This is a genomic window from Streptomyces sp. NRRL WC-3549, assembly GCF_000721935.1.
Classification (GTDB): domain Bacteria; phylum Actinomycetota; class Actinomycetes; order Streptomycetales; family Streptomycetaceae; genus Streptomyces.
This window is the reverse complement of sequence record NZ_KL585383.1, coordinates 247,836-251,417: the sequence shown is the minus strand read 5'-3', so window position 1 is coordinate 251,417 and position 3,582 is coordinate 247,836. Positions and strand designations below refer to the sequence as shown.

General features: G+C 71.7%; 4 protein-coding genes and 1 pseudogene. 2 read left to right on the top strand and 3 right to left on the bottom strand.

The window, feature by feature from the left end:
• Positions 1 to 984: hypothetical protein (locus IH13_RS0103330; protein ID WP_031080905.1), on the bottom strand; the 984-nt coding region annotated here is incomplete at its 3' end.
• 313 nt (positions 985 to 1,297) lie between these two features.
• A complete protein-coding gene (locus IH13_RS0103325) occupies positions 1,298 to 1,723 on the bottom strand; it encodes an ATP-binding protein (RefSeq protein ID WP_031080904.1) in 426 nt (141 codons plus the stop codon).
• 137 nt (positions 1,724 to 1,860) lie between these two features.
• On the opposite strand from IH13_RS0103325, the gene IH13_RS0103320 reads away from it, so the two are divergent.
• Complete coding sequence (locus tag IH13_RS0103320; protein ID WP_037840682.1) at positions 1,861 to 2,733, top strand: helix-turn-helix domain-containing protein; 873 nt, start codon at positions 1,861 to 1,863, stop codon at positions 2,731 to 2,733.
• Positions 2,730 to 2,936 (top strand): DUF397 domain-containing protein, encoded by a 207-nt coding sequence (locus tag IH13_RS0103315; RefSeq protein WP_031080902.1) that lies wholly within the window; start codon positions 2,730 to 2,732, stop codon positions 2,934 to 2,936. The genes IH13_RS0103320 and IH13_RS0103315 overlap by 4 nt, the downstream gene beginning before the upstream one ends.
• Before the next feature lie 316 nt (positions 2,937 to 3,252).
• On the opposite strand, the pseudogene IH13_RS0103310 reads toward IH13_RS0103315, so the two are convergent.
• Positions 3,253 to 3,582: pseudogene (locus IH13_RS0103310) on the bottom strand (hypothetical protein); the annotation flags it as partial.

The window sequence follows — 3,582 nt, the reverse complement described above, 5'->3', positions numbered from 1 at the left end:
GTGGCCGTCGTGGCCGTCGCGGCAGTCACGGCAGTGGCCGGGGTGGCGGGAGCGGAAGGCGCGGTCGCAGCGGTCGCAGTTCTGGAGGGGGACGACGGCCGCGCGGGGAGGCGTGGGCACGGCGAGGTCCCGGTCCCCCGGAAGCGGCGGGGGGAGGAGCGTTGTGATCCGGTGCCGCAGGAGTCCGGCCGGGTGCTTGAGCGGGTCCGGGAGATCGGCCGTCAAGGCGTGGCGTACGGCTTCGGGGCGGGCGCCCCGTTCGAGCCAGGTGACCACTCCCGGGGCGAGGGTGTCCATGTCGCGCTCGGACAGCATCAGCCGGGGCGCGTGACGGCGCAGGTCGGCGAGGAGGGCGACGGCGACCCGCGCCAGTTCCGGGGCGGCCGAGCGGGGCCGGGGGAGCGGTGGCGGCTCGGGACGGGCGGGGGCCACGGGCCCGGAAGGGGCGGACGCCTCTTCGGGACCCGGCACCGGGGCGGCGCCGGTCTGCGGCGCGGAAACGGGTGTGGGCCGGGGCACTGGTGCTGCCGGTGCCGGTGTCGGTGCCGTGGGCTGCGGCGCCGGGGCGGGCGGCGGCTGGGGTGCGCCGGGGCGCTCGGTGGCGACCGGGGGTACCGCGTCGGGGCGGTTGCGGGAGACGGTGCGGGTGACGACCCGGCCGTCGGGCAGGCGTACGCGGCTGCGGTGCAGGTAGCCCGCGGCCTCCAACTCACGCAGTGCGGCGGCGATGCGGGTCTCGCTCTCCGGGAAACGGGCGGCGAGGTGCTTGATGCCGACCTTCGCCCCGGCGGGCAGCGACTGGATGTGCACCGACAGCCCGATGGCGGTCAGGGAGAGGCCCCGGTGCCGACTGAGGTGGTTGCCGATGACGGTGAAGCCCGCCGTGTGCCGGACGTTGACGTGGACGACGCCGGACGCGGGCGCGGGAATCCCGGCCGGGCCGGGTGGGGCGCACGGGGACGCGCTAACCTGCTGGGTACCCATCGGGAAGCCTCTTATCTTCCTCGGTGGTCAGGCCCTCGATCGGGATGCCAGTCCCGGCCGGGGGCCGTCGCATGTCTGTGGTGGTCGGGGCGAGCATACGCACGGCAACCCCGCCCGAATCCAGCCCGGTTGCCCTATGTCACCCGAGTGAGTGATGAGGCCGGAACCGGGACGGGGTGGGGTGGGGGAGGGTGTTTTCCCCGGTTCCTCACAAGCTTTTACGTCGTGGGCCACCGGGACGCGGTGGGCGACGACGCGGGTGGCCAGGACCCGGGGGACCGGGTCGCGGCTCTCCACGATCCGGTGGCGGTGGTCACGGCACGAGGTCCACTTCCGCCCAGACCGTCTTCTGGGGGTCGGGCCCGCGCTCCACCCCCCAACGGTCCGCGAGCGCGGACACGATCAGCAGCCCCCGTCCGGTCTCCGCGTCGCTGTCGGCGTCGGCCGGGAGCGGAAGCCGATCACTCCGCGTGTCGGTGACCTCGACCCGTACCCGCTTGTCGTCGCGGACGGTCAGGCTCAGCCGGAAGTCCCGCCCCGGCACCCGGCCGTGCAGAGCGGCGTTGGCGGCCAGTTCGCCGACGACATGCGCGGCGGAGTCCGAAGGGAGGCCCAAGTCGGCCAGATGGGCCGCCGCCAGCAGGCGGGCGAGGCGTGCTCCGCGCCGGGTGGGCGAGAGCAGCACGGTGAACTCCCGGGCGGGAGCGGAATGTTCGGTTCGGGTGATTTCTCGGCTCACGTCACTCAGCGTGGCCGCGCGACGCTACTCTGGGAAGTATCGGCGCGTGTACGGACAGTGACTGTCCAGTGGTGTCCATGCATGTCCACCGCGTACGGCGTCGAGCGCAATCGGTACAGCTGAGAGGCAGGTGTCGCATGGCTGGAGAGACTCTTGAAGACCGCGTGATGGCGGGAGCGGACGAACCGGACCGTGACATCGACCCGGAGGACGACTCGGGGGCTGTGATCTCGGCGGTCGGCCGACAGATCCGCCTCTGGCGTGAATTCGCAGGACTGCGGGCCAGCGAGCTGGGTGCGGCCATCGGGTACGGCGAGAATCAGGTCTACAAGGTCGAGGCCGGGAAGCGCATCCCGAAGCCGGAGTTCCTGGAGAAGGCGGACGAAGTGCTGGGCGCGGGCGGGAAGCTCGCCGCGATGAAGGCGGACCTGGCGGAGGCCCGGTACCCCAAGAAGGTCCGGGACCTGGCGAAGCTGGAGGCGGACGCGGTCGAGCTGGGTGCCTACGGCAACCACAACATGCATGGTCTGTTGCAGACGGAGGAGTACGCCCGCGCGCTGTACGAGATGCGCCGCCCCTCCTTCACTCCAGAGCAGATCGAGCGCTATGTGGAGGCTCGGATGGCGCGGCAGGAGATCTTCGCGCGCCACCCGCTGACCATGCTCACCTTTGTGTTGGAGGAGGTGACGATCAGGCGTCCTCTCGGGGGCCGGGCTGTGGCCCGCCGCCAGCTCGAACGGCTCCTGGAGACAGGTAACTTGCGCAACGTCGAGATCCAGGTGATGCCGACAGGCTGCGAAGACCATGCGGGCATGGGCGGACAGCTCCAACTGCTGAAGTTCGAGGACGGTACAGCGGTGGGACACTGGGAAGGGCAGTTGTACAACCGTCTGATCTCCGACCCCAAGGAGATTCGGATCGTCGAGCTGCGGTACGGCATCCTTCGGGCTCAGGCGCTCACTCCACGGGAGTCGCTGGCCTTCGTCGAGAAAGTGCTGGGAGAGACATGACCGTCAAGACGTCAGGTGAAGGCCACTCCGCGCCGGAGTGGATCAAGAGCAGCTACAGCAGCAACGACGGACCGGAATGCGTCGAAGTCGCCGCCGCCCTCACCGCAATCCGCGTGCGTGACTCAAAGAACCTCACGGGCCCCCAGCTCGGGTTCGCCCCCGGTGCCTGGGCGGACTTCGTGGCGTACGCATCCGGGGGCTGAGCCCTCAAGGCCGCGCGGGTGCGGCGGTGCGACGGCGGTCCCGCCTCGCCGGGCGGACCGCACCGGAACGGCGCCGTGCCACGGCGCCGTGACGTGTCCGGCCGGTGGCGCCCGGATGGGCGTGACGGGCGCCTCGGCTCCCGGGGCCGGAGCCTCACGGAGTCCCGGGGGCCGGGGCTCCTTCGAGGGGCCGCGTCCCGTACGGGCGGCTGCGCCCAGCCGGCCCGCCGGGTCTCCGGGGCTTCGGCCGCTCCGCGCGCCACCTCGTCGCCGGCCGCACGGCCCCATCCGCTCAGGCGCCGCACGGCCCACCCGCTCAGGCGGGTGACACCTCCGCCAGGAACGCCTCCGGGGTGACCGCGTAGCCCATGGCGTTGATGACCGCGACCGGGGTGCGGTCGAAGAGGACCGTCGGGGTGGACCGGATACCGCTGTTCTCGAAGGCCAGCGACACCTGCGCCGCCCAGGGCAGGTACTTCCCCTCCAGCACGTTCTGCCGGAAGTCGCCCGAGCGGAGGGCCTCGATCTCGTCGGCGAGGCGCAGCAGGTTGTTCCGGTCGGCGAAGGAGTCCTCCTCCTCACTGGGCTGATCGGCGTACAGGGCGCGCAGGTAGTGCATGAACCTGTCTCTTATACACATCTCTGA